Here is a 25,931-nt window from a genome sequence, read left to right as displayed (position 1 = left end):
TCATTCGTTAAATTTTACCATGGCACTGCTTATATTTCAGGCCTGAACCGCAAGGGCATGGCGAGTTGCGGCTTTCCGGCGCTTCAACCAATTGATTGCCGTGTACAGGTGTAAATTGCGCATCAACTTCAGCAGATAAATCATCAGCCAATAAGCTGTCAAATTCTGCATGCGACAAATTCAGCTGCATAGCATCCGCCTGAGCCTGCTTCTGCGCTTCCATCTCTGCCAGCTCTTCAGCAGTTGGCACATGAACGCGTGACAAATCAGTCACCACGTCCGATTTAATAACTGCAAGCATGTTCACAAACAGATTAAATGCTTCTTTCTTATATTCCTGCTCTGGATTCTTTTGTGCATAGCCGCGCAAATGAATGCCCTGACGCAGGTAATCCATGGCAGCCAAGTGCTCTTTCCAGTGGCGGTCCAGTGAGTTCAGCACAAAATACCGTTCCAGCTGCGCAGAAGATTCTGCGCCCATTTGCTCACGGCGGCTATGATAGCGTGACAAAACTTCATCCGTAATGCGCGCAACCAAACCTTCTTCGTCTAAGCGGCGGTCATTTTCCAGCCACTCACTGATCGGCAAATCAATCGCCAAGTCTTCGCGCAAAGCGCTTTCCAGGCCATTAATGTCCCACTGATCATGAATGGATTCAGGCGGCACATAAACTTCAATCACGCCTTTCATCACATCACGGATCATTTCATCAATGTATTCCTGCAATGAGTTTTCAGCCAAAACATCATCACGCTGCGAGTAAATAATTTTACGCTGTTCATTATTCACATCATCGTATTTCAACAAGTTCTTACGGATGTCAAAGTTGCGCGCTTCAACTTTGCGCTGCGCATTTTCAATTGAGCGCGACACCATTTTGTGCTCAATCGCTTCATCTTCTTGCAAGCCCATGGCGCGCATCATAGCAACCACGCGGTCACCGGCGAAAATACGCATCAAGTCATCTTCAAGCGATAAATAGAAACGCGAAACACCTGGGTCGCCTTGACGGCCGGCACGGCCGCGAAGCTGGTTATCGATACGGCGTGATTCATGACGCTCAGAACCGATAATATGCAGGCCGCCTGAGTTCAAAACCATTTCATGATTTTGTTCCCACTCAGCTTTCAAGCGCGCTTCATCTTCAGCCGTTGGCGCTTCAATTTTAGCCAGTTTGGCTTTCCAGTTGCCGCCGAGCAGAATATCCGTACCGCGGCCCGCCATGTTGGTGGCGATCGTCACTGCGCGCGGTGAACCTGCCTGTGCAATAATATCCGCTTCACGCTCATGCTGCTTGGCGTTCAATACTTCGTGCGCAATGCCTGCTTCTTTTAATTTATCAGACAAAATTTCAGACGCTTCAATAGTTGCCGTACCAATCAGGATTGGCGCAACACCCTCTTCATGCACACGCTGAATTTCTTGAATAATCGCGTTGTATTTACCGTTGCGGTTCAAATAAATTAAATCGTTCTCATCTTTACGGATCATTGGGCGGTGCGTTGGAATCAGCACCACATCCAAACCGTAAATTTCTTTCATTTCGGCAGCTTCGGTATCCGCTGTGCCGGTCATGCCTGAAAGCTTTTTGTATAGACGGAAATAGTTCTGGAAAGTTGTGGTGGCCAGCGTTTGGTTTTCCGGCTGAATTTCCAGGCCTTCCTTCGCTTCCACCGCTTGATGCAAGCCTTCTGACCAGCGGCGGCCCGGCATGGTACGCCCAGTGTTTTCATCGACAATAATGACTTCACCATCATGAATGATGTAATGCACATTGCGCTGATATAAATAGTGCGCGCGGATGGCCGCAGACACATGATGCACAAGGTTCAAATTGGCAGATGAATACAGGCTCTCACCTTCCGCCAGCAAGCCCATTTGAATTAAAGCGTCTTCAACGGTTTCATAGCCGATTTCGGTCATTTCAACGGTGCGCTGCTTTTCATCAATCCAGAAATGGCCGCCATCCGGCACTTTCTCTTCTTTTTGCGGATGCAGTGTTGGCGGAATGGAGTTGATTGCGGCATACAGCTGTGAAGAATCTTCACTTTGCCCTGAAATAATCAGCGGCGTGCGCGCTTCATCAATCAGGATCGAATCGACCTCATCGATAATGGCATAGGTCAGGCCGCGCTGTTTTTTCTCTGCCAGCGAGAACACCATGTTGTCACGCAGATAGTCGAAACCGAATTCATTATTGGTCCCGTAGGTGATATCCGCACGGTAAGCCTGCGCTTTTTCAGTCGGATCCTGCATGGAATAAATAATGCCGATGCTTAAACCCAAAAACTCAAACAGCGGGCGGTTCAGTTCAGCATCACGCTGCGCCAAATAATCGTTCACGGTAATCACGTGCACGCCTTCACCGCTGATGGCATTCAAATAGCAAGCCAGCGTACCCATCAGGGTTTTACCTTCACCGGTGCGCATTTCTGCAATTTTACCTTCGTGAAGCGTAATACCGCCAATCAGCTGCACATCATAATGGCGCATTCCCATCACGCGCTTAGCCGCTTCACGGCAGACAGCAAACGCTTCTGGAAGCAACTTATCCAGACTTTCGCCTTTATTATAACGTTGTTTGAATTCTTCAGTTTTTGCAGATAAGTCTGCATCGCTTAGTGCAGATATCGTCGGCTCGAGCGCATTCACTTTGTCTACGATTTTACGCATGCGTTTGAGTTCGCGCTCATTTTTAGTACCGAAGATGCCTCCGATCAGACTTGCCAACATGAATAGACTCTCTAAATCTTGCTTGTCAAATGAATAAGTTTTCTTAGTCGTTATTATGGTGCTAGAAATTTGAAGTACAAGGGCTTTGCGCAAAAAGCCGCTAAAAAAGTCTGATCTTTCATTCTAGCCCGATGGACCTAAGGCAAAGTAATGTAGCAAATTTTGTACAGCCGATACAGTAAATGCCCGATGACTCTCAGGATTTTTTCCACTGAATCGTTATTTTCTATTTTCACTTTACAGATAAAGAAATACATAAACAGTATTTTTCATAGTAAAGAAACTGCGCCATATTAAACAACATCTACATACAACAATGCATTATGAGGCTTGAAAATGAGTTTACGCTTAGGAGACACCGCACCCGATTTCACACAGGAATCCAGCGAAGGCGCCATCCGCTTTTATGACTTCCTCGGAGACAGCTGGGGCATTTTGTTTTCGCATCCCGCCGATTACACGCCTGTCTGCACCACCGAGCTGGGCTATACGGCAAAACTGCAGGATGAATTTGCTAAACGCGGCGTGAAAGCCATTGCGCTTTCTGTAGATGATGTTGAATCTCACAAAGGCTGGATCAATGACATCAATGAAACACAAAATACCACGGTCAATTTCCCGATCATTGCAGACAAAGACCGCAAAGTTTCTACGCTGTATGATTTCATTCATCCGAATGCCAGTGAAACTTTAACTGTCCGCTCTTTGGTGATTATTGATCCGAATAAAAAAGTGCGCCTGATTATTACCTACCCGGCATCCACAGGCCGCAACTTTAATGAAATTCTGCGCGTCGTTGATTCCCTGCAGCTGACGGATCACCATAAAGTGGCCACACCAGCCAACTGGCAGCAGGGCGATGATGTGGTGATTGTCCCATCGTTAAAAGATGAAGACGAAATCAAACAGCGCTTTCCAAAAGGCTATAAGGCCGTTAAGCCTTACTTGCGCTTAACACCCCAGCCTGAGCAAGGATAAGCACAGCTCTGCCCTTGCGCAAGACAAGAAACTATGCTTCGAGTCAGCACAAATTAACAGGACTCCTTTTTATTTTTCGCAAGGCAAACGGTGCGCGCAGTATTGAAAGCACTGCTTTTAAATATTCGCAAGACAAGCGAAGCACACAGCATAGAAAAGCAAAAAATTACGCTGCCATTAAAATAAGGGAGAACTTTTATAAATACGACGGCTGAACCGCGCTAAATTCAGACCGCATGACGAGCCGGTCTTGAGATTCTCCACAGCCTGCCTCCGCGCAGGCTTTTTTTTTCAGCCTGAAATATGAATCATTGCAAAGCTTAAACAAATACAATTTGGTGAAAATGCCTCCGCTCAGTTATAAATAACCGGACAACCGAATAAAAATGACATCATGATTTATAATATTCACCATTTGCACTGCGGCACCATGTGCCCTGTTTGCGGTCCGCTTTTCGGGCAAAACCGCTTTACAGCTAAAGTCATTTGCCATTGCCTGCTGCTGGAAACAGATCAAGGCTTAGTTTTGGTGGATACTGGACTGGGCGTTCAGGACTATCTGCACACCAAAACCCGTTTAGGCAGCTTCATCGCCCGTGCAGGGCGCATTGAAAACAATTTAGAACTTTCAGCGGTTGCGCAGATTCAGCGCTTAGGCTTTCAGCCCAAAGATGTGAAGCACATTCTGCTGTCGCATTTAGACTTTGATCATGCAGGCGGCATTTCAGACTTCCCTCAGGCCACCGTGCATGTGCTGTCCAGCGAATATAACGCTGCGCGCAATCTGAAATCATTCAAAAGCAAAGCCCGTTATAAACCGCAGCAGTTCCAGCAGCACCGTTACTGGAACTTTGTTGAACCGCTGCAAGGCGAAAGCTGGCATAACCTGCACCGCGTGCAAGGCTTTCAATTGTTTAATGACGATATTCTGCTGATTCCTTTAGCAGGCCATACTCACGGGCATTGCGGCATTGCAATCCGCAAGCGGGATGGATGGCTGTTTTTCTGCGGTGATGCCTATTACTCTCACTTAGAATTGGCCGGCGGACATTCCCTGAAAACACTCAATCAATTGGAACGCTTATTTGCTGTAGACAATCAGCAGCGCATAGCCAATTTAGAAAAAATTAAGCATTTAGCGCAAACTGAGCCGGCTATTGAACTCATCTGCGCACATGATCCTATTGAATTTTCGAGATACTCCGCTCTATGAAACGCCTTGCTTTAACACTCATGCTGAGCGCAAGCCTGGCAGGCTGCATGACATCTGCAGTTTGGCCTGATCAGCAGCGCCCGAAAAATTGGGGAACCGCCATTGAAGGCAACGCCAACTTTTATCAAATCAGCCCTTTCGTCTACCGCAGTGAACAGCCCCATTCTGACCTGCTGCCGTTGCTCAAAGCGCAAAATATTCAAGTGGTGATCAATTTAAGATCACGCAATGCCGATAAAAGCATACTGCCCGCCCAAGACTTTCAATTGGTGCATATCCCCATTCAGACCTGGGCGATTTCTAAAGAAGATTTGCTTCAGGTCATGCAAAGCATTCAGCACGCCCAGCAGAACCATCAGAAAGTTTTAATTCATTGCTATCACGGTTCTGACCGCACTGGCGCCAGCATTGCCATGTACCGGATTATTTACGAACAATGGCCTGTAGAAGATGCACTGAATGAAATGAAACATGGCGGCTATGGCTTTCACCCCATCTGGAGCAATATTGAAAAGTTATTCAGCCCTGAGAATATAAAATGGATCCGCCAGCAGCTGGGGAATCCATCTTGAATATTATTATCTATGTGGATGCTGCTTAGCGCTTATCGAGCGGCACCCAATCAATGACCCATGCAGACTTCATGCCCAAACTGGCATCGGAGTTGATTTTCTTGCGCGCAGAATCTGCGGATTCACGGTCTTTCGATGGGCCCACCATGATACGGATGCCTTTTGAGGTCGGGCTCTTGGTCACTCGATAGCCTTTTGCCCTCAGCTTAGACGCCACTGCGTCCGCATTGGCCTCATTGGCTGCCAGCGCCACCTGCACCATCCATTGCTTATCGCCATGTTCCAGTAAATCACGGGCTTTTTCCGCTTCAGCTTTTTTCTTGGCGTCTTCTTTATGCTTCGCTTCGGCTTTCTGCTTTTCTTCTGCCTTCCGCTTGGCTTCTGCGGCTTGTTTTTCAGACGCCTGTTTTTCTGCGGCTTTCTTTTCAGCCGCTAAACGTTCAGCTTTCCGCTTTTCATCCGCAGCATGTTTTTCCGCATCAGCAGCTTTTCTGGCAGCATCCTGTTTGGCTTGATCAGCCTTGAGCTGTGCTGCTTTCTGCTGATCTAACTTTTTTTGAGCCGCCAGTTTATCCTCAGCAAGATGCTTTTGTTTAGCGGCCTGATCCTCTACCAGCTCTGGCGGAATGTTATCTGAACTTTGCTGCGCTGAACGGCGCGCATTCAATTCTGCATATTCTTCGGCAGCTTTGCGGGCAGCATCCGCTTCAGCCTGCTGCTGCATTGCCAAGAATTCTGCAGCGCGCGCTTCCTGCTCAGCTACAGACTTTTCACGGGCTTGGCGCTGCGCTTCCAGCAGGCGCTTTTCCGTTTCAACATCTACAGTCAGCTGAGATGCGCTGTTATTGGTATTTTTTTGAGCAGCCTCAACAGCAGTTTCAGACGCCTGAACCTGATTGTGATGAATTTCTTCTTTGCCTTTTAAAAGCAATGCGGTCAGCAAGACACCGCCGCTTAATAAAACAACACCGCCCATCCAGCGCTGTTTGTTATTCATTGACATTCTTCCAAATACTCCCATACCGCTTCTAAGGTATGAAATGAACCACATACCAAAATCAGCTGATTATTTTTCGCTTCATCTACGGCTGATTTAAAAGCTAATTTCACACTGTCAAAGTGCTGCACATTAAGCCCCTGCAGTGCAGAATCCAATTGTGTGATATCGGCAGCGCGCGGAACGGTTAATGGTGCAATTTTCCACATTAAAACAGTGTCTTTCAATAAATTGGCGACAGAATTTATATCCTTGTCTGACAGCATTGAAAAAACACTGATAACTTCTGTGTACTGTTTATTGTATTCTAAGAATTTCTGCAATTGCTTTAACAAAAAATCAACGCCATGCGGATTATGTCCGGCATCAAAAATCACCGTTTTTTCTGCAATTTTGCGCACTTCAAAACGGCCTTGCAGCTTGGCATTGATAATACCCCTCTCCATTGCTGACTGTGATACCGTCAGTCCGCTGAGCAGAACCGCTGCGGCAGCGGTAGAGATATTTTCTAAGGCTAAACTGCCGATTGGCAACTTCAAAGTCGTGCCTGCAGATGCAAACAGCCAGGACTGGCCATCTTCTGCAAATTGATAAAAATAATCGCGGTTGACTGCATAAAGCTGAGCTTGGCAATCATCAGCTTTATTTTGAATGGCGTGCGGCAAGTCCTGCTGACCGCCAAAAACCACGGGGATATTCGGACGGATAATACCGGCTTTTTCAAAAGCGATCTTTTCAATGGTATCGCCCAGCCAATCAGTATGATCCAGACCAATATTGGTAATGACCGCAACATCCGGATCAATGACATTCACTACATCCAGACGGCCGCCTAAACCGACTTCCAGCACCCAAACATCACACTGCTGCGCTTTAAAAATGACAAAAGCCGCTAAGGTCGTGGCTTCAAAAAAAGATAAGGATAAATCACAGTCACGGCGCGCCTGATCGACAGCCACAAAAGCCTCGATCAGCGTTTGGTCGCTGACTTCCATTCCCTGCAGCTTTACCCGTTCATTGAAGCGGTAAATATGCGGGGACTGGTACAGCCCCACTTTATAGCCTTGCGCATTTAGAATGGCGGCCAACGCGGTGGTGGTAGACCCCTTGCCATTGGTTCCTGCTACGGTAAATACTTTGGCCTCCGGACGTGTCACCCCCAGTGCTTCTGCCACTGGAATCACGCGCTCTAAGCCTAAATCAATGCCCGTAACATGAACATGGCTCCAATAATCGAGCCATGTGTTTAAAGAATCGGTTGCAAGAGGCGCTGTGTTCAAGTCAAGTTCATCAATTTACTGATAATGCGGTATACAGTATCACGTAATGCGTGGCGGTGAACAATTTGATCGATTACGCCATGATCAAGTAGGTATTCTGCGCGCTGGAACGGTTCTTCCAGTTTCTCACGCACCGTCTGTTCAATCACGCGCTTGCCGGCAAAGCCGATCATGGCTTTAGGTTCAGCAATATGCACATCGCCCAGCATGGCCAAAGATGCTGTGACGCCGCCATATACAGGATGGGTCAGCACAACAACATAAGGCAAGCCCGCTTCTTTCAGGCGCTGAATCGCGGCTGAAGTGCGCGCCATTTGCATCAGGGACAGCATGCCTTCCTGCATGCGTGCGCCGCCAGAAGCAGCAAAACAAATTAACGGCTGTTTCTGTTCAATGGCGCGTTCAGCAGCCTGTACAAAACGGTCGCCCACTACAGTGCCCATTGAACCAGCCATGAAATCAAACTCAAAAGCGCAGGCAATTAAAGGGATGCCTTTCAGCAGACCTTGCATCACCACTAACGCTTCAGTCTCGCCGGTTTTCTGCTGCGCTTCAGCCAGACGCTCTGGGTATGGCTTGCTGTCAACAAAATGCAGCGGATCTTTGGCTTTAAATTCCTGACCCAATTCATTTTGCACTTGATCAAAGAACCAATTTAAGCGGTCGCGCGCTTTCATGCGCAGATGTTCGTCGCATTGCGGGCAAACATAAGCATTGAACGACATTGCTGTACGGGTCACTAAAGCATGGCACTCAGGGCATTCAATAGTCGGCTCTGTAAAAGTGGCTTTAAGCGCCTGCTGTTCATCGGGCATATGGATGCCTGGCACAGCGCGGTCCGTCCACGGTGTAGACGGGTTTAGAATTTTCCCTGATTTCACGTCTTGACTCATACTAACTCATCGAGCGCGGCTCGAAGCTCCTTAACTTTATTCACCGTTGCTGTAACGGCTTGTTCTGGGGCTAAATTTGCAAACTGCTTAACAAAGGCGCTGCCGACAATCACGGCATCTGCAGCCACACCCATGGCTTTAGCAGATGCAGCGTCGCTGATACCAAAACCGACACCAACTGGAATATTGGTATACGATTTGATTTTCTGAATGCGGCTGGCCGCTTCTGCAACATCTAAAGTCGCAGCGCCTGTCACCCCTTTCAGGGAAACATAGTAAATAAAGCCGCTGGCCTGCTTCACCACATGCTGAATGCGCTCATCTGTAGATGTTGGCGCCAGCAGGAAGATCTGATCCATGCCGTATTTCTGCAGCACTGCATCTAAATCTTTTGCTTCTTCCGGCGGCAAGTCCACTAAAAGCACGCCATCTACACCGCAGTCATTGGCATAAGCCACAAACTTTTCGTAGCCAATCACTTCAACAGGATTTAAGTAGCCCATTAAAACCACAGGTGTTTCTGTGTCTTTTTGACGGAACTCTTTCACCATGTCCAACGCATCAAGGGTATTGGTGCCGCCTGCCAACGCGCGTTCAGCAGCCAGCGCAATCACTGGGCCGTCTGCCATTGGATCAGAAAACGGCAAGCCTAATTCAATCACATCCACGCCCGCTTCAACCATGCCGTGCAGCAATGGAACAGTTACTTGCGGATGCGGGTCACCAGCCATGACATAAGAAACCAGCGCTTTACGCTGCTGAGATTTAAGTGTTTCAAAACGTGCGGCTAAACGTGACATAGGGCTATACTTTCCTTGAATGGTTCAAAACGAGTTGGCTTTGTAAAAATACAAGACACTGCATTGTAACGCTATTTTTCACTCAATGAACAGGGTGCGAGCGTTTCTGCCGGCATTTGTACAGTCTGCAAAACTTCCAGAACAATCCGAAAGCAACATTTACGGATATTTCAGCTTTTTGCACAATGATCAAAGATGCCTAATTTTACTCAATTACAAAACGTTAAGTATTTGGATATTCTTAATTTTATAGATGAAAAACTGATATAAATAACAGGTTTAGCATTTACATTTACCGTTTTTGGAAATTGCAAAACCTGCTTTATACTATGCGCACTGTTTTACTTTTTATCTTCTATGACCTTCAACACCCAAGCAAAAGCGCAGGCAAACGCCTATGCGCTGCTGCCGCTTATTGTATTTTTAGCCATTTTTTTAGGCAGCGGTATTTACCATTCCATCATTGGCACCGAGTTTGCCTTTTATCAAGTCAAAGCCCCGATTGCCGCCCTGCCTGCCGTTATTTTAGCGGTGCTGATGTATAAAGGCCCGCTCAACAGCGGCATTGATACCTTCCTGAAAGGCGCAAGCCACCCGAATCTGATTTTAATGTTCATGGTCTTCATGCTGGCTGGAGCATTTGCCAGCGTCAGCAGCGCGATTGGCAGTGTCGATGCCACGGTGCAGCTGGGCCTGTCCATTATTCCGCCTGCCTATGTGCTGCCGATGCTGTTTGTGATTTCTGCTTTTATCGCTACAGCGATGGGCACATCTATGGGGACCATCGCCGCCTGCGCCCCAATTGCCTTCGGCTTTACCCAAGCCACCGATATTGAGGCGGTTTACGCCATTGGCGCAGTGGTTGGCGGCGCCATGTTTGGCGACAATCTTTCGATGATTTCCGATACCACCATTGCCGCCACCAGCAGCTTGAAAGTGCAGCTGCGTGATAAATTCCGTGTGAATGTGTGGATTGCTGTTCCGGCATCAATCGTCAGCCTGCTGATCTACATGCTGATCAGCCATGACTCCCAAGCCATCGAATACAAGGCATATAATGCCTGGCTGATTTTGCCGTACCTTGCGGTTTTCATTTTGGCATTCAGCCGCCTCCATGTTCTGGCGGTATTAAGCATTGGCATTATACTTTCAGGATTGATCGGCTTAAGCGCTCAGCAGGAATTCAGCCTGCTGCAATTGAATAATGCCATATATGACGGCTTTGTCAGCATGTTTGAAGTCGCGCTGCTGTCAATGCTGCTTGGCGGCCTCTCTGCCATTATGCAGCGCGAGGGCGGCCTGCAGTGGCTGATTCAGCGCATTTACCGCTTAACCCGCCTGTTTAAAGCCAGCGCGCAGCGCGCCGGCGAGATTGGCATCAGCTGCCTGGTGATTTTCTCTAATTTATTTGTCGCCAATAATACGGTGGCCATTATTTTATCCGGGGATATGGCGCGTGAAGTGGCAAAAGAATACGGTGTCGATCCGAAACGTGCAGCTGCGCTGATGGATATTTTTTCCTGCGTCATTCAGGGCTTGATTCCCTATAGCGCACAATTGCTGCTGGCCTGCTCCATTGCTAAAATTTCGCCGGTTGAACTGCTTGGCAGCATCTATTACTGCTGGGTGCTGGCCATCTGCGCCATTTTGTCAATTCTCTTGCGCTATCCCCGCTTAAGCGCAGCAAAACTCCAGCGCTAAAAGACAGGCTCCAGCCATTCATCCCGCCAGCAGAATGCTGCTGGCTCAACTAAGGCTGCGGTTTCAGCCGCTTCTTGCGCTGCATTAACGTTTCCCTTGTTGAGGCTTTATACGCCCTGGCCAAGGCCGACTGATCTGAATACCCCAGCTGCAGCGCAATTTGAGCTATAGGCGTGTTTTGCTGCAGCAGCTGCTCACAGCGCTTCATCCGTTCTGCATCCAGCACTTGCTTAAACGAAGTGTTCTGCCCATTCAGCTGGCGCTGCATCGTGCGGACAGACAAATGCAGCTCTTCTGCAATGCTTTCAATTTTTGGCGCTTGCGCATTCAGGCGCAGGTATTCCGCCACATGCACATGGATCTGCGGCACGATATTTTCAAAATGCGGCTTGGATGCAATTGCCTCTTCCGCCTGCTTCAGCAGCAGCCGCTTCAGTGAAGGATCTGCCAATTCAGATTTTAAATCTAGACTGTCCGAACTGATGACAAAGGAATACTTTGCATGCCCAAACTCAACACTGCAGCCAAAAAACTTTTCATAATGGTATCGGGCCATTTGCGGCGCATGGGCAAACTGAATCTTGAGCAATTGCAGCGATGCCGGAAAAATATGCTTGGCTAAACGCGCCATACAGGCCGTCGTCAGCTCGTTCACCAGCGCATATTTGTCATCATGCAGCGGCCAATATAAATAGATTTCCTTGCCTTGGGACTGCAGCTGCATTGGGATAACTGCGGCGCCATCAATGACTAAACGGCTGAAGCGCATAATATGCTGCAGCGCCTCCGCCACACTGTCGCTGCGGCTGGCCATATAACCCAGCACCCCAAAATGTTCCGCGCGGATGAACTTCGCCATTTCAAAAATCAGCTGCGGGCAGTCTAAATGCTGCCGGGTCAGCTCCATCACCGCAGAAAAAAAAGAATGCGGCGATTGCGAATCAATCGGCAAAGACAAGACATGGTTCAGCTGCTGCTGATACGGCGCTAAAAAATGCAGATGCGCATCATCCATCTTCAATTCCGCCATATGCATGCGCCAAAGCTGAAAATAGCCATTGGGAATCTGAAGCTCTTGCATCACGCACCCCTTTTCCATCATTTTACAGTGTTTAATTTGACATTTATCATTTTCACCTTGGCGTTAAATGTATAAAAATTGGCAATAACTGTCAAAACATTTGCTTCAATCTTAGACATACTGCAAACATCACCGGCAATTGAAGTAAAAATAAAATGAATGCCCATGTTCAATATCTCCAGATCAATCCAGTCGTACGCACCCAGCTGAATTTTAAGCTGGATGAAGTGCCGCGCTTCTGGTTTGGCGGCGACCCGTTCATTACCCGCATGTTTGACGCGCTGAGCCTGACCTTCCCAGATGGGGAGCGTTATTTTATTGAATGCGTGCGTTTATTCCGCGACCAAATTACCGATGCGGATTTGCAACAGCGCGTGGCTGATTTTATTCGTCAAGAAGCCCAGCATGGCATCGCCCATGACAAAATGAATCAGGTGATGAAAGCGCAAGGCATGCCTGTCGATGCGTTTATTCGGCGTTTAAATAAAATCTTTAAATTTGAGCTGAAACACCGCTCTGCCCAATACAATATTGCCATGACTGCCGCCGCGGAACACTTAACAGCGCTGATGGCGGAAACCTTCTTTAGCCAAAAAGACACCTTGCAGGATGCCCACCCCTATGCGCGCGCATTATTTGCCTGGCATGCCATAGAAGAAATGGAACACCGTGATGTGGCCTTTGATGTCATGAAGCAAGTGGGCGACGTGCCTGAATTGACCCGTAAATTTGCCTTAGCGTTTACCACGTTCATGATGTTTGGCTTCACCCTTTACCGCACCAATATTATGCTGAAACATGATGGCTTTAATGTGCGGGAACGCCTGCGAATGAATATGAAAGGCTTGCCTTGGTTCTTTGGCAAAAAAGGAATTTTGTCCCGTATGCGTGGACAATACTGGGATTGGTTTCATCCAAATTTTCACCCCAATCAACACCCTATTATTGCGCAATACGACGTTTGGGTGAAAACCCTTGCAGCCACAGGTGACCCGATTCAGGCGGGTGAAGCCTTTTGGCAAGCCGCCAAGTAGGCTATTTCATTTAAGATGCATCACTCATTTAAAAAAGCCGTATCACAGATTGCGATACGGCTTTTTTTTATTCACTACCATTTGGCGTAGTGCTGTTCTAATAATCCATATTCATTTAACAGCACAATTTCTTTATTGTCTTGCTCAATTGTCCCGCTGACCTTGGCCTGCCACTGGCTGAACTGACTGCCCACCAAGCGCAAGTTTAAATTTTCATAACGGCGCCAGCCGGTCGATATCATTAAATTCAACTTATTGTCCAGTGAACGGATGGTCCATTGATTGTCATCTTGCTGCTGAAATAAAACATCTGCAACTGGATACAATACCCCGTTGACCCATAAGCAATTTTCATTGCCAAAGCTTTCATTCACACCCGATGCCAAGTTCAAACCAATTCGATTATTTTCTGCATCCCAAAAATTGCAAGACAGCCAAAACCAGGCGGTTTCAGGGCGCAAAAAGCCGCAAGTATCATCTAAGGATGCAAAAGTCCGTTCATTAAATTGAATGATATTGCCGCGCTTATTTTTAAAAAAACCCTCACAGCCCAAAGTGGTGAGCTTCTGGGTATAGGTCCAGCCGTTAATGCCCGTTGGGCTGCACAGGCTGAGCGGATCTGTGCCGGCGCAGAAAATACGCGCGCTGAGCTGCAGCTCGCCATGCTTGCTGACCTGAATATAGCGCACGCCATTGGCATGCTGAATATCCAGCTGCATGCCTGACTTGCTGAAATGGCTTTGATTGTATAAGGGCTGTTCATCCAGCACGGTATTGGCTGCGAGCAAATTAATCGCATTCCATTCTATGACTTCATTTTTTAGGTGGTCATAAACATACACAAAACCATGTCCTGCCCATGCAATGTCTGCAATGGCCAAACCAATGGTGTAGTGTTCATGCTGAATGCAGCAAAATTTAAATTTTTTATATTTTAAGCGCTTACGCCAACCCGTTAGGACTTTCCCATAAGGGTTTTTATAAATATATTGATTCAAATCAATATGCTGAGGCAAAGCGCTGAACCGGCCATAATTGGGCTGGCCATTGGGCTGTATTAAATCCATTTATTCGTATCCGTGGAATAAATTTGTCTGGTAATCCTTATACTTATTATGCCTATAATTTTTGAGCAGAACAGTTCCATACATCTAATTTGCATAAAAATTCATAAAAAAATTTGCTACTGTAAAAATGCGGCGATTTTTAAGGTTCAGAGAATTCAATCCGCTTCGTTTATTCCACGCGGCGCGGCATCACTCACCAATGGTCAAATACGTATTTTCCCAATGGCCTTCATCAAAACCGCCTTCAAGCAGATGAATATAACGGCCATGCACATAATCAATGGCAATGCAGTCATCCACATCCAACACCCGGTCTGTATGCTGTTTTTGCCAAGCAGCGGCAAAATGCAATTTCCCTTGCAGTTTGGCCTCAGCTGCAGTTTTAGCGGCAACCAAAACATAGCGGTGCAGTTCGCCAAATTCTTGCGGTACGTAACCGCCTAAGTTAATCAGCCACAGTTTTTCATTTTCAGGGTTCGCCTGTGCATCGGTAAACTGGATTTGATAGCGCTTGCCTTCAGATACCACGCCATGAATTTGCGCCCATGCATCAATATGCAGGCCTTTTGCCTCGCCAAACCACGCCTTTCTGAGTTGCGGATAGACCTCTTCCAGCGTTTCCCCTACAGCAAGCACAACATCATGCACTTCAGTGTTTGCACGCGCATGGCGGCCGCCAAGCATGACCATAAATAAACTAGACAAATTTTCCACCTAAACTTCAGCTGCCGATATAGGGCTGCAGTATTTTCAACAAAATTACTCCGCCTAATGATAGTACAGCATTGTTAACAAAGTGAATCAGCAGCACATGCCAAATGTTGCGTACCCATAGATAAATCAAGTTTAGAAACAGGCCTGCAGCCATAAAACTCACTGTCGCAACAAGATTGCCGTCAAAATTATAATAATGAATCAAGCCAAATAAGATTGAGTTCAGCAGTACCAGTACGACACGCCAGAGCCAAGGCGACACAAAGAGTTTTTGCAGCAAGGTATAGCGGAAAATAATATCCTCCAATAATGCAGTAAACAGCGGCCCTAGACTGATGATGAGCAGGCTGATAAATGCAATGCTGTTTGGATCAACCGCTGATTCCGCTTCACGGCTAGCCCCAACAGGTAAAATACTGCGCGTCAGTGAAATTACCGCTTGCAGCAAAACAGCGCCAACAATGACTAAAAAACTTGAGCGCCAAAAAGCTTGTTTATATTTTTGCCAATGTTCTGCAAGCATTGCGCTATACAGCCAGCACACCGCAATAAACAGCATGCCGCGAAATACTGCATCACCCATACCAGCATTGACTGACAAGCCAAAGACTCGTTCCAGTAGCCAGCTATTCAGAAAAATCAGCGGTAAAATGCCCAGCGCGAAGGTATCGCGCCTTTGCCAAGAAATATGCTGAGGAAATGATTCAGCACGCACCAATTGAGTAAATGTCATTGTTGTTGAATCTTTCTAAAGCTATAACGTTTCAGAAATATTGTGACTTGCTTCACATTTCAATTCTGCATAGTTTTTGTTGATCTTTTCATCAAAACAAATGAATACGCATAAAAAATCGCGCGGAAATGCTTCTGCGCGATTTTTTAAATCCTCCCAACCCTCCTTTATTAAAGGAGGACTTAGCCCCTCTTTGATAAAGAGGGGCTGGGGGAGATTCCTTACATCTCTACCATTTCCACACCATCAATGCGGGCAACGGTCATCAAGTCTTTATCGCCGCGGCCAGAAACCGTCGCAATAATGATTTGGTCTTTATCCATGGTTGGCGCAAGCTTAGTCACATAAGCCATGGCATGTGAGCTTTCCAGCGCAGGAATAATCCCTTCAATGTGAGTCAAATCACGGAAGCCCTGAAGCGCTTCGTTGTCATTGATTGGCACATAGTTTACGCGGTGCATGTCTTTGAGGAAGCTGTGCTCAGGGCCGACGCCTGGGTAGTCTAAACCTGCAGAAATTGAATGGGTTTCAATAATCTGGCCTTGCTCATCCGACATCAAATACGTACGGTTGCCATGCAGTACACCGACATGACCGGCATTCAATGGCGCAGAGTGTTTGCCTGTTTCAATGCCATAGCCTGCAGCTTCAACACCGTACATTTTGACATCTTCATCGTTCAAGAATGGATAGAACAAGCCCATTGCATTTGAGCCGCCGCCGACACATGCAACAAGCGCATCTGGTAAACGACCTGCCTGTTCTTGAATTTGTTTACGCGCTTCACGGCCAATGATCGATTGGAAATCACGAACCAATTGCGGATATGGATGCGGGCCTGCCACAGTACCAATCACGTAATAAGTAGAATCAACATTGGTTACCCAGTCACGCATCGCTTCGTTCATAGCATCTTTCAATGTTTTTGAACCGCTTTCTACCGGTACAACGGTTGCGCCCAATAAGCGCATACGATAGACGTTCATGGCTTGACGCTTCACGTCTTCTGCACCCATGAACACCACACATTCAAGACCTAAACGCGCAGCAATTGTAGCCGTTGCCACACCGTGCTGGCCTGCGCCCGTTTCTGCAATAATGCGTTTTTTACCTGAAAGCTTGGCAAGTAAAGCCTGACCAATGGTGTTATTCACCTTATGTGAGCCGGTATGGTTCAAGTCTTCACGTTTTAAGTAAATTTGCGCACCGCCTAACTCTTTCGACCATCGCTCAGCATAATATAAAGGACTAGGACGACCGACGTAATACGCCAAGTCACGGTCGAATTCTGCCAAAAACTGTGCATCATCTTTCATGCGGAAATAGAGTTTTTCTAAGTCCTCAAGTGCTGCCATTAGAGTTTCTGACACAAAACGCCCGCCATGAATACCGAAATGCCCTTGTGCGTCAGGGAATTGGGTATAGTCAATCTTATTTTGCTGATCCACGATGGACTCCTTGCATAAAGCGTTCTATGAGTTGTTGGTCTTTCATACCTTTGCTTGATTCTACCCCGCCGCTGACATCGACTGCATAAGCGCCTGTGGTGCGAATCGCATCTTCAATATTTTCAGGTTTTAAGCCGCCTGCCAAAATTAAAGGAATATCCAGTTTGGGAAATTGAGCCCAATCAAAACTGTGCCCTGTACCGCCTTTTAACTCAGGATGCCAAGCATCTAAAAGTACGGCGCTTGCGCCTGCTGCCTGATAATTCTGAATTTCTGCAATGACATCTAAGTCCGGTTTGACTTGTATGGCTTTGTACCAGCGGCGGCCGGCCTGTGCAGCAATGCGCTGGCATTGTTCTGGCGTTTCATCACCATGAAACTGCAGAATATCAAGCGGGACGTCTTTTAGGATGTGCAAAATTTCATCCGCCGATGCATTTACAAATAAACCTACTGTCTGCACATAAGCAGGCACATGCTGAATCAATTCTTTGGCTTGCGCTGTACTCACACTGCGGGGACTTGGCGGAAAAAATACAAATCCGATGGCATCTGCGCCAGCATTGACGGCAGACTGAATATCCTGAATGCGTGTGATTCCGCAAATTTTAGCACGGGTTCGCATAGTGTTGTGGCTCTAACTCCGCCTCATTCATAGCCTATCTATGAATATGAAGGCGAATCATTGTAATGCAATTTTTTAGACTTGCGTGCATTTTCAGCATCATTCACGAGGAATTTAAAAAGCCCTGATCAATCAGGGCTTTTTAGTTTGAAGATTAGCTTTTAAGATTATTTCATTGCATAGCGCAAAGTGACCCAAGCGGTACGGCCGTCTTGATTGTAGCCTTCAGACGTTTGATATTGCTTATCAAACATATTGGCTAATTTTGCTTGAATAGAAAATTCAGGCGTTGCTTGGTAAGTGACACGCGTATCCGCTGTTGCAAAACTTGGCAATGAAGAGTTATTTAAGCCATCAGTATCAACAAAACGCTTATCTTCTGCATGCACAGAACCGCCTACTGTCCATTTGTCCATTGTATAGTCAGCAGAAGCATTAAATAGCTGCTTAGCGCGATAACTAATCTGTTTACCTTTTGCCGCGCCTTCACTTCGGTTTTCTGGATCTTGGTATGTATAGTTCACATTCCATTTCCAGTTTTGCAAGGTTTGACCAAGGCTTAATTCAACACCCCGAATACGCGCTTTATCAATTTGACTTGCATACCAACTGTAAGAACCTGGCGCATCAGGACGCCACACGATCAGATCGTCAATTTCATTATAGAAACCATTCAGCTCCCAATCCAATGTCGTTAATTGGCCTTTTAAGCCAATTTCATAATTCTCCGACTGTTCCGGCTTTAAATTCAGCACACCGCCATAAGGACTGTATAAATCATTAAAAGTTGGCGCTTTAAAAGCGGTGCCATAACTTATATATGTTAAGACTTGATCAAAATGATAACCAAGAGTTGCGTTTCCTGTTGTGTGTGTTCCGAATTGCTCGTTATCATCTACACGAAGTGCTGTTTGCAATTCAAATTGACTGAAATTACCAAGATACTGCGCAAAATAACCATGATTATCACGCGCATTGTTCACATATGACTTAACGCCTGAACCTTTAATTTCATCATTCAGATAATCATACCCAAGCAGTAATGTATTATTTTCATTAAAGTTTAACGTATTCAACCATGATAAAGAGTCTCTAGCAGTATTATAAACAGACTGTGATTTCTTATCGCTTCGAGTATCTTCTTTATCTTCGGCACGGCCTATTTTCAGCTGAGTTTTCCAAAGATTATTTACATCATAAACAGCGCCAAGACCGTATATATTCTGCTGAATTTTTTGTTCAGGATTAATCGAGTAGCTATTGTCATACTCAGTGGTGCCATCAACATGTAAAAGATTGGCATCAACAGCAAGCCGCTCTGTGAACTGATAGCCGGTATTAATCGAAACTGAATAATTTTTATATCCATCTCGATCTGGCTCAGTTCGCATATCTGTCGCATCAATTCCTTTGGTATGTGCGCCAGCTACGCTTAATGTTGTCCAGCTTTTATCTGTTTTGATATTGATGCCGGCATTTGCATCATAGGTTTCATGTGATCCATAAGTCAATGAAGCAAAAGGCTTCACCCCATTTTCACTATCTTTACGGGTAAAAATTTTAATGACACCGCCAATCGCTTCTGAGCCATATAAGCTTGAGCGGGGCCCGCGCACAACTTCGATACGTTCAATCTGATCAATCGGCAAAAATTGAAATGCTGTTTGACCAGTAGTTGCCGAACCAATTTTTTGACCGTCTACTAATACGAGAACCGCATTGGCATTTGTGCCACGCAAACTAATAGAGGTTGCTTTACCCGCCCCCCCATTGTTCTTCATTGATACCCCAGGAAGAGTACTTAATAGTTCTTCTACAGAATGGAACTGCTTACGTTCGATTTCTGCACGGTCAATCACCGTTACAGCCGCTAAAGTTTTTTGTGAGTCCTGCTCTACAAGGTTCGCTACCGTATTGGTAATGACTGGAAGCTGATAAGCATCTTCTGCCATGGCCGCAGAAAGTGGAGATAAAACAAAAACAGCCCCGAAAAAGGCCTTAGAAATAGAATGCATAGTGTATTCCCCGATCGCACCGCCCGTGCGAGTGTTAAAGTAAATAACGCAAGGCGGATCAGGGTAAGCAATCGGCTTGGCCGTATAGAAAAGGCGCAGACATGCAATCCCGCTATAATGCCCGCCGCATTATGTGTAGGTGTGCAGCAGGCCGGTCTCCGGACTTAAGGGCTAGTTCTATATAGAAAACCCTATTCACCGTTGCGGGGGCAGTGTCAGCTTAAAAAACAACGGATTAAATTGCTTTTACTAACTTCCCAGTTTCACTTCTTTGACAGAAGCACCTGAAGCGCAGGCAGATTAGTTTCTGCTCCGCAGCAAGTCAAGTGAATATTCAATAAAGCCTGATGGATGCGATTGTCGCTCTGCATTGAGTTCACTATACTTAAGCCATTCACGACAGTTGGCATGGGAAGTTTCAACCACACTGCCCCCGCAACGGTGAGCAAGCTCAATCTTGCCAGTCCGATACCTGCTTGCTGTGTTCTGTCACTCAATCATTTACGTGGGGTAAATGCATGGAGCATTGCATGACTTTCTATTCTCAGCCCACAGCACTTGCAGCCGGTATTGCTGCTGTGTTGGCTTTTTCTGCCCATACGCAAGCCGCAAATATCCCATCCGCCACTTTAGAGACCATTGTGGTCACCGCAACGCGTTCTGAAGAAAAGCTGGAAGATGTTCCGGCACGCATTTCAATTATTGATGAATCCCTCATTGAACAGTCGCCTATCGCATCATTTCCGCATTTATTGATGAGTGACGCCTCTATCAATATGGTGCAGCTGGGCGGCTACGGACAGCAAGCTTCATTTTTTTTACGCGGCACAGAGTCTGACCATACTTTGGTCTTGCGTGACGGCGTCCGTTTAAATAATGATGCCAGCGGCTTAGCGCCAAACAACTTTATTGATACCACCGACATTAAGCAGATTGAGGTTTTAAAAGGCCCAGCTTCGGTGCTGTATGGCACCAATGCCATTGGCGGCGTGGTGCAGATTATCAGCAAAACCCCTGAAAAAAATGCCGCTTTTATCAGTGCTGAAATAGGTGAAAATCAAACTTATAAAAGCATTGTCGGGGCAGATATGGCTGATCACGGCTTTTATGCGCAAGTCCGCGGACAGCGCTTAGAAACCGACGGCACGGCAATTCATGAACATGAAAATGCCACAGCTTCAAGCTTTGATCAAAAAGGTATGTCTGCCAAATTCGGCTATGAAGCAGCGCGTTTTGGCACTTCATTGGATTACTCTGAAAACCAAGGCAATACCCAATATGAGCAATACAGCTGGAGCTCGATGCAATATGAGCAAAAATCGCAAGATTTTAAGAATCAAATTGCAACCTTGAAATCACGCTTCAGCCCGACAGACCAGCTCACCCTGAATGCCCGCGTGTCTTATTTTAAAGATGAGCTGGAACAGCTCAAAAGCTTTGAACAGACCGATTATGAATCCACTGAATATGAACTGACCGCAAAACAGCAAATGACAGCGGCGCAAAATATTATTGCAGGGATCACCCATCGGCAGCTTGAAACATCAACGCTAAAAACTGCAGAGTCTTTTTATCAAGACTTAAACAGCACGGGTTATTACCTGCAGCATCAGTATCAAACCGATAAATTAAAAACACAGGCAGGCATTCGTCTTGAGGACCATGAAAAATATGGTCAACACACGGTCGGGCAACTTGCAGCGCGTTATTTTTTCACACCGTTCTTTAGCAGCTATGCCAATGTCGGAACGGCATTTAAAGCCCCAACCATGAATGACTTGTATTATGGCGACTATGCAAACCCCAGCTTAAAGCCTGAAGAAAGCCAGTCCTATGAACTGGGCATAGACCTGCAACTCACGCCGCAACTGAAAAGCGGCCTGTCTCTCTACAGAACTGAAATTGATAACCTTATCGATTCGGCCCCCAACAATAACTGGAAGTTTGCCAATATTGAGGCAGCCACCATTCAGGGTTCAGAAATCTATGTAAATTGGGCCAATGACGCATTTTTTGCCAAAGCCAGTTATAGCTATAACCAAGCAAAAAATGATAAAACAGGTTTAGATTTGAGCCGCCGTCCGCGGCAAAAACTGGCATTGTCGGCCGGCTGGGCCGATGAGCATTATGGGCTGTCAACAACGCTCACTGCGAACAGCCATTCAGACAGCAGCAATTATGACGATGATGTGATTCCTGGACATGCGCAGATTGATTTCAATAGCTATTATCAGCCTAACGAACAGCTGTGCTTCTTTGCAAATATTCAAAACGTCGGCGATGTTCAATATAAAACCGCGTCCGCCGGCAATTATGACGGCAAGTTTTATTTGAATGGCGGCCGGCTGGCCTCTGTTGGCTTAACCGTTAAATACTAAATTCCCCCATATCTTCACCTTTTATATTGCAATGGAAAATTAAAATGGGCCACCGTTTAAGTAAAATTTACACCCGCACCGGCGACTCAGGCACAACAGGTTTGGGCGATGGTTCGCGTATTGCCAAAGATGATTTGCGCATTAATGCGCTCGGCGATGTCGATGAACTGAATTCATGCATTGGGATTTTACGTTCGCACATTGCACTGAGCGCGATTGAAGATAAAGCCGCTTGGGACAAATCTTTAAGCTTGATTCAGCATTGGCTGTTCGATTTGGGCGGTGAAGTCTGCATTCCAAACTTTCATTTGGTGCAGCCTGTTGCAATCGAGTTCTTGGAAAATGAGATTGACCGCATGAATGAAGCCCTACCGATGTTAAAGGACTTCATTCTTCCTGCAGGCACATTGTCATGCAGTTATGCGCACCAAGCCCGTTCAGTCTGCCGGCGTGCGGAACGCAGCCTGATGTCTGTGCACAGCCGTGATCAAAACATTCAAGCGCCGTCATTGCAGCTGCTCAACCGCCTGTCTGACTGGCTATTTGTGGCGTCACGCACGTTGCAGCGCGCTGAAGGCGGTTCTGAAGTGCTGTGGCAAAAAAATATTAACGACACGATTTAAGTTTTTAAAACTTAACCGTTCGATCCCTGATAAAACTTGCGGATTGGATGATGTCTGATTCGCCTAAGGCGGCATGGATGCCGCCGTTGGGTCAAGGTTTCAGGGATGAACCTTTTACCCAACAAAAGATTTTTGTTACTTTTCATCTCTGAAAAGTAAGTGATCGCCTGCACAAAGAAATTTAACTTTTCACTGAATATCAAGGCTGTGAAAGTACAAAGAAATATCTTGCTTAAATATGTTTGAATTCATAACCCTGCCCTGAATAATGACAGATGGTACTTTCACCAATCCAATGTCAACGTGACAACTTTTGACTCTCATTTCTTTAGCGCTACAATCACCTGCAATGACATAACAGGAAAAATTATCATGCAAATCATCGGACACCGTGGCGCGCGCGGCGAAGCCCCAGAAAACACCTTAGGCGGTTTCCAGTACATTCATGACCTCGGCATCCGTGGCGTTGAATTTGATGTCCGCCAGCTTAAAGACGGCGAACTTGTGGTCATGCATGATGATAATTTCCTGCGGACAACCGGAATCGACAAAAACCTCTATGACTGTGCCAGCACGGAACTGGAGCCGTATAACCAAGCGCATATCTGGATGGACTGGGACAGGCAAATCACCCCGACTCTGCGCCAAAGCCTGCACATTATGCAGGACTTCAACCATTTGGAAGTTGAAGTCAAAGCCGTTGAAACTATGGCAGATGCAGAAAAATTAGTGCTGGCGCTGGAACAGCAGCTGAAGGGCTTTGAAAACACCGCAGTGATTACCAGTTTTGACCTGAAAATCCATCAAGCCTTGCAGCAGATTGAATCCAAGTTCAAACGCGGCTTGCTGATTGAAGAGGATATTCAGGAAAAAGCCATCGAGCAGGCGCTGCAACTCGGCTGCGGTCGAATTGGCTGGATGAATCAGCTTGCATCGGATCAAATCATTCAAGCAATGCAGCAAGCCCAGTTAGCCGTTAGCGTATGGACTGTGAATGATCTTGAACGCGCCAAACAGCTGCGCGATTTAGGCATTGACGGGCTGATCACGGACTTTCCAAAACTGATGCTTCAGCATTTCAGCTGAGTCCTTCCGAAAAGGCCCGGCCATAAAAAGTCCTGCTGACTGATCGGGCTTTTGCATGCTGGATGTCAACTATCGCTTTTTGCCTTGCAGCAGAACTTGACCGCTTTCATTGCGCAGCGTCAGCCGATTGCCGCTGACTTGAAAATTCACCGCCTGCCCTAATATATCCATCAATACCGCTTCTTGCGCCAACGCATGTTCACAGCTCATATGGCCTGCGCGCGCTTGAATATTCAAGGTCTGCATCGGCACATTCATTTCATAGCTCCCTGACAGCGCATTGCACCCTGTATTGCCCTGCACCTGCTTAAGCTGGGTATTAAACAGCAGATACGGCTGGCTGTAAAAAAACTGAGCTTTTTCACCTTGTATTTGCGTGAGTTCCCAATGCACGTCCTGTACGCCATCCATGCTGTGCATCAGCTGCAAGGGGTGTGCTGCGGATTGAGGATTTCCTTTTGTGACTGAAGCTGTTTTTTGCCCTGAATTTTGACAAGCGCTCAGCAAAACAGCGCACATAAACATGACCGCCAATCCACTTTTTTGAGTATATTTTTTCTTCTTTTCACTGCAGCATCGAACAACTGTTATGAACATGTTTTAACCTTCGATAAAATCAATAAATTGCCGGTTTTATTCTGTTACTGTTTAGTACAATACACCTGTACAATAACTACTGTGAACCGCTTTTAGCACATGCTATTATGCCGTGGCCTTAATCCATAAAAACGATATGGGTTATTTTCTATTTAAGCTTCCCAAAGCTTCTAGGAGTACTGCTGGAGATGACCGCTCCCCTACCCAAAGCCCCAGTCAACTGGATTGCTGTCTTCGCATTGATATTTTTGCCAATCGTCGCAGTTATTGCAATTCCATTGTATGCCTACCATCATGATTTCAGCTTAGCTGCCTGGATCAGCATGTTCGTATTGCTGGGCGTCAGCAGTTTGGGCATCACCGCAGGCTACCACCGCTTATGGGCGCACCGCGCATATGAAGCGACCTTGCCTTTGCAGATTATTTTAATGATTATGGGCACTTTCGCCGTTCAAAACAGCATTCTGTTCTGGGCTTCAGGCCACCGCACGCATCACCGCCATGTCGATGATGTTGAGCAGGACCCGTATTCAATTAACCGCGGCTTCTGGTTTGCGCATATTGGCTGGATGCTCCGCGACTATCCATCTGGCGCGTCCAATTATAAAAATGCACCCGATTTATTAAACAATAAATTAGTGATGTTCCAAGACAAGTATTATGTGCCGCTGGTGATTGCCGTGCATGCAGGCATCTTATTGCCGATCGGCTGGGCTGTCGGCGATATGTGGGGCGTCTTGCTTCTGGGCGGTTTAATGCGCCTTATCCTGAGCCATCACGTAACGTTCTTCATCAACTCGCTATGCCACATGTGGGGTTCGCGTCCATATACTGACGAAAACACGGCGCGCGACAACTTTGTATTGGCCATTGCGACTTGGGGTGAGGGTTATCACAACTATCATCACATCTTCCAGTATGATTACCGCAACGGTGTGAAATGGTGGCAGTATGACCCAACCAAATGGCTGATTTGGAGCTGCTCTAAATTAGGCCTTGCGAAAAACTTGCGCCGCATTCCTAGCTTCAATATCAAAAAAGCTGAATTGGCAATGAAGTTTAAATACGCTGAACAGGATCTTGCCATTTACGGCCTGAATGTCTCTGAAGATGTGGCAAATGCAAAGCTGCGCATCTCTCAGGAATATGATGCCTTCTCGCAAACATTGAATGATTGGGCAAAGCTGAAAGAGCAAGAAATCCAGGCGAAGAAAACTGCAGTTGCTGAAAAAATTCACCAAATGGATGACAAGCTGAAAGTTGAATTCCAGCTGGTTGAACAGCGCCTTTCGCATCACCGTCAAACCCTGAATCTTTTAGTCAGCAACTTTAAAAAGAAAACTGCAAACTAAATTGAATTTA

The 25,931-nt window shown here is 46.5% G+C and carries 22 protein-coding genes and 2 riboswitches; of the genes, 9 read left to right on the top strand and 13 right to left on the bottom strand.

Translation table 11 applies throughout. The annotated features are described in order from the left end of the window. Positions 1 to 7: 7 nt before the first annotated feature. Positions 8 to 2,734 carry a preprotein translocase subunit SecA gene (gene secA, locus JZ784_RS16955; protein ID WP_005012773.1) on the bottom strand — a complete coding sequence of 909 codons (2,727 nt, stop codon included), beginning with the start codon at positions 2,732 to 2,734 and terminating at the stop codon, positions 8 to 10. Between the two features lie 336 nt (positions 2,735 to 3,070). On the opposite strand from secA, the gene JZ784_RS16950 reads away from it, so the two are divergent. The 3 genes from JZ784_RS16950 (at position 3,071) to JZ784_RS16940 (ending at position 5,497) form a co-directional block, all read left to right on the top strand. Then, entirely contained in the window at positions 3,071 to 3,712 is a 642-nt protein-coding gene (locus JZ784_RS16950; RefSeq protein ID WP_346315710.1) for a peroxiredoxin, read from the top strand. A 394-nt stretch (positions 3,713 to 4,106) separates the two neighbouring features. Then, a complete protein-coding gene (locus tag JZ784_RS16945; protein ID WP_346315709.1) occupies positions 4,107 to 4,925 on the top strand; it encodes an MBL fold metallo-hydrolase in 819 nt (272 codons plus the stop codon). After that, the gene (locus JZ784_RS16940) at positions 4,922 to 5,497 is read left to right on the top strand and encodes a dual specificity protein phosphatase family protein (RefSeq protein ID WP_346315708.1); all 576 of its coding nucleotides are present in this window, start codon (positions 4,922 to 4,924) and stop codon (positions 5,495 to 5,497) included. The genes JZ784_RS16945 and JZ784_RS16940 overlap by 4 nt, the downstream gene beginning before the upstream one ends. A 25-nt stretch (positions 5,498 to 5,522) precedes the next feature. Here JZ784_RS16940 and JZ784_RS16935 read toward each other — a convergent pair whose 3' ends face one another. Genes JZ784_RS16935 through trpA form a run of 4 tightly spaced genes read right to left on the bottom strand, consistent with a single transcriptional unit; the run spans position 5,523 to position 9,467 of the window. Next, positions 5,523 to 6,494, bottom strand: a complete 972-nt coding sequence (locus JZ784_RS16935; RefSeq protein ID WP_346315707.1) for an SPOR domain-containing protein — start codon at positions 6,492 to 6,494, stop codon at positions 5,523 to 5,525. After that, positions 6,491 to 7,774: a bifunctional tetrahydrofolate synthase/dihydrofolate synthase gene (gene folC, locus JZ784_RS16930; protein WP_346315706.1), complete on the bottom strand. Its 1,284-nt coding sequence runs from the start codon at positions 7,772 to 7,774 to the stop codon at positions 6,491 to 6,493. The genes JZ784_RS16935 and folC overlap by 4 nt, the downstream gene beginning before the upstream one ends. Then, positions 7,771 to 8,667 carry an acetyl-CoA carboxylase, carboxyltransferase subunit beta gene (gene accD, locus JZ784_RS16925; protein WP_005012759.1) on the bottom strand — a complete coding sequence of 299 codons (897 nt, stop codon included), beginning with the start codon at positions 8,665 to 8,667 and terminating at the stop codon, positions 7,771 to 7,773. The genes folC and accD overlap by 4 nt, the downstream gene beginning before the upstream one ends. Continuing rightward, positions 8,664 to 9,467: a tryptophan synthase subunit alpha gene (trpA, locus tag JZ784_RS16920; RefSeq protein ID WP_005012757.1), complete on the bottom strand. Its 804-nt coding sequence runs from the start codon at positions 9,465 to 9,467 to the stop codon at positions 8,664 to 8,666. Before trpA ends, accD begins: the two co-directional genes overlap by 4 nt. Positions 9,468 to 9,824: 357 nt before the next feature. Between trpA and JZ784_RS16915 the strand changes: the two genes are divergently transcribed. Continuing rightward, the gene (locus tag JZ784_RS16915) at positions 9,825 to 11,168 is read left to right on the top strand and encodes a Na+/H+ antiporter NhaC family protein (protein WP_005012756.1); all 1,344 of its coding nucleotides are present in this window, start codon (positions 9,825 to 9,827) and stop codon (positions 11,166 to 11,168) included. A 49-nt stretch (positions 11,169 to 11,217) separates the two neighbouring features. Here the strand turns inward: JZ784_RS16915 and JZ784_RS16910 are convergent, their stop codons facing one another. After that, positions 11,218 to 12,249 carry an AraC family transcriptional regulator ligand-binding domain-containing protein gene (locus JZ784_RS16910; RefSeq protein ID WP_346315705.1) on the bottom strand — a complete coding sequence of 344 codons (1,032 nt, stop codon included), beginning with the start codon at positions 12,247 to 12,249 and terminating at the stop codon, positions 11,218 to 11,220. Positions 12,250 to 12,404: 155 nt separating this feature from the next. On the opposite strand from JZ784_RS16910, the gene JZ784_RS16905 reads away from it, so the two are divergent. Further along, positions 12,405 to 13,283 carry a metal-dependent hydrolase gene (locus JZ784_RS16905; RefSeq protein WP_346315704.1) on the top strand — a complete coding sequence of 293 codons (879 nt, stop codon included), beginning with the start codon at positions 12,405 to 12,407 and terminating at the stop codon, positions 13,281 to 13,283. Positions 13,284 to 13,357: 74 nt separating this feature from the next. Here JZ784_RS16905 and JZ784_RS16900 read toward each other — a convergent pair whose 3' ends face one another. The 6 genes from JZ784_RS16900 to JZ784_RS16875 form a co-directional block, all read right to left on the bottom strand. Continuing rightward, the gene (locus JZ784_RS16900; protein WP_005012750.1) at positions 13,358 to 14,350 is read right to left on the bottom strand and encodes a DUF2804 domain-containing protein; all 993 of its coding nucleotides are present in this window, start codon (positions 14,348 to 14,350) and stop codon (positions 13,358 to 13,360) included. A 189-nt stretch (positions 14,351 to 14,539) separates the two neighbouring features. After that, positions 14,540 to 15,055, bottom strand: coding sequence for a DUF1543 domain-containing protein (locus JZ784_RS16895; RefSeq protein WP_346315703.1), 516 nt, complete (start codon positions 15,053 to 15,055; stop codon positions 14,540 to 14,542). Between the two features lie 16 nt (positions 15,056 to 15,071). Continuing rightward, positions 15,072 to 15,797 carry a type II CAAX endopeptidase family protein gene (locus tag JZ784_RS16890; RefSeq protein ID WP_346315702.1) on the bottom strand — a complete coding sequence of 242 codons (726 nt, stop codon included), beginning with the start codon at positions 15,795 to 15,797 and terminating at the stop codon, positions 15,072 to 15,074. Positions 15,798 to 16,018: 221 nt separating this feature from the next. Next, positions 16,019 to 17,245: a tryptophan synthase subunit beta gene (gene trpB, locus JZ784_RS16885; RefSeq protein ID WP_346315701.1), complete on the bottom strand. Its 1,227-nt coding sequence runs from the start codon at positions 17,243 to 17,245 to the stop codon at positions 16,019 to 16,021. Continuing rightward, a complete protein-coding gene (locus tag JZ784_RS16880; protein ID WP_005012742.1) occupies positions 17,229 to 17,870 on the bottom strand; it encodes a phosphoribosylanthranilate isomerase in 642 nt (213 codons plus the stop codon). The genes trpB and JZ784_RS16880 overlap by 17 nt, the downstream gene beginning before the upstream one ends. Positions 17,871 to 18,037: 167 nt before the next feature. Then, entirely contained in the window at positions 18,038 to 19,885 is a 1,848-nt protein-coding gene (locus JZ784_RS16875; RefSeq protein WP_346315700.1) for a TonB-dependent receptor, read from the bottom strand. A 131-nt stretch (positions 19,886 to 20,016) separates the two neighbouring features. Then, positions 20,017 to 20,188, bottom strand: a riboswitch (cobalamin riboswitch). A gap of 67 nt (positions 20,189 to 20,255) precedes the next feature. After that, positions 20,256 to 20,380, top strand: a riboswitch (cobalamin riboswitch). 35 nt (positions 20,381 to 20,415) lie between these two features. On the opposite strand from JZ784_RS16875, the gene JZ784_RS16870 reads away from it, so the two are divergent. The 3 genes from JZ784_RS16870 to JZ784_RS16860 all read left to right on the top strand — a co-directional run bounded on the left by JZ784_RS16870 (position 20,416) and on the right by JZ784_RS16860 (position 23,972). Further along, the gene (locus tag JZ784_RS16870) at positions 20,416 to 22,263 is read left to right on the top strand and encodes a TonB-dependent receptor (RefSeq protein WP_346315699.1); all 1,848 of its coding nucleotides are present in this window, start codon (positions 20,416 to 20,418) and stop codon (positions 22,261 to 22,263) included. Between the two features lie 44 nt (positions 22,264 to 22,307). Continuing rightward, on the top strand, positions 22,308 to 22,886 hold the full coding sequence (locus JZ784_RS16865) for a cob(I)yrinic acid a,c-diamide adenosyltransferase (protein WP_346315698.1): 579 nt from the start codon (positions 22,308 to 22,310) through the stop codon (positions 22,884 to 22,886). 372 nt (positions 22,887 to 23,258) lie between these two features. Then, on the top strand, positions 23,259 to 23,972 hold the full coding sequence (locus tag JZ784_RS16860; RefSeq protein ID WP_346315697.1) for a glycerophosphodiester phosphodiesterase: 714 nt from the start codon (positions 23,259 to 23,261) through the stop codon (positions 23,970 to 23,972). A gap of 69 nt (positions 23,973 to 24,041) precedes the next feature. Here the strand turns inward: JZ784_RS16860 and JZ784_RS16855 are convergent, their stop codons facing one another. Continuing rightward, on the bottom strand, positions 24,042 to 24,569 hold the full coding sequence (locus JZ784_RS16855) for an META domain-containing protein (RefSeq protein WP_346315696.1): 528 nt from the start codon (positions 24,567 to 24,569) through the stop codon (positions 24,042 to 24,044). Between the two features lie 188 nt (positions 24,570 to 24,757). Here JZ784_RS16855 and JZ784_RS16850 point away from each other — a divergent pair, with 188 nt between their 5' ends. Continuing rightward, positions 24,758 to 25,921 (top strand): acyl-CoA desaturase, encoded by a 1,164-nt coding sequence (locus JZ784_RS16850; protein WP_005012733.1) that lies wholly within the window; start codon positions 24,758 to 24,760, stop codon positions 25,919 to 25,921. The last annotated feature ends 10 nt before the right edge of the window (positions 25,922 to 25,931 follow it).

Source organism: Acinetobacter sp. CWB-B33, assembly GCF_039655955.1.
GTDB classification, from domain to species: domain Bacteria; phylum Pseudomonadota; class Gammaproteobacteria; order Pseudomonadales; family Moraxellaceae; genus Acinetobacter; species Acinetobacter bouvetii.
The sequence above is the reverse complement of the archived record's forward strand: the minus strand, read 5'-3'. Positions and strand labels throughout refer to the sequence as shown.